This is a genomic window from Bacillus sp. LR--39 (assembly GCF_053613335.1).
In genome coordinates this window covers 1-531 of record NZ_JBSIOT010001519.1, presented here as the reverse complement: position 1 = coordinate 531, position 531 = coordinate 1, and the positions used below count along the sequence as shown (strand labels likewise).

1 protein-coding gene is annotated in these 531 nt (G+C 36.9%); it reads left to right on the top strand.

Annotated elements, in window-relative coordinates:
* Positions 1-162, top strand: a 162-nt coding sequence (locus ACWHAR_RS31525) for a sporulation stage IV protein A (protein WP_452088985.1), incomplete at its 5' end; no start/stop codon positions are given.
* Between the last annotated feature and the right edge of the window lie 369 nt (positions 163-531).

Below are 531 nucleotides of genomic sequence, written 5' to 3'. Positions count from 1 at the left end.
TGGAACTCCGATATCTTCGGAAGGTCGCTGAGCTCAATTGTGAGAGAAGGGATTCAGGCAAAGCTGTCATTAATGCCTGAAAACGCACGGTATAAATTAAAAGAAACATTAGAAAGAATCATAAACGAAGGCTCTGGCGGCTTAATCGCCATCATCCTGTAATACCGGTAGACCTCTTTATAGAATGGGAGGTCTTTTTTCTTTGCTCTTAATAATGGAAAAGGATCAAGGAATAGGATGAAAAAAGGAAAAAAAGGAATATTTGTTCGATATATCACCTTAAATCCTTGACGAGCAAGGGATTGACGCTTTAAAATGCTTGATATGGCTTTTTATATGTGTTACTCTACATACAGAAATTCTTCACTTTGTTGGACAAACATTCCTCAGAGTGCAGTTTTTCTTAAAAAGCCGTTTAATTGTCTTTCTCTTACTTGCTCTCATTTTTTTCTGAGACAGGTTTAGAATCAGACTGAACTGTGAAGAAATGATAATAAACGAACTGAATGTATCCTTTTGGGAGGAGGTGAA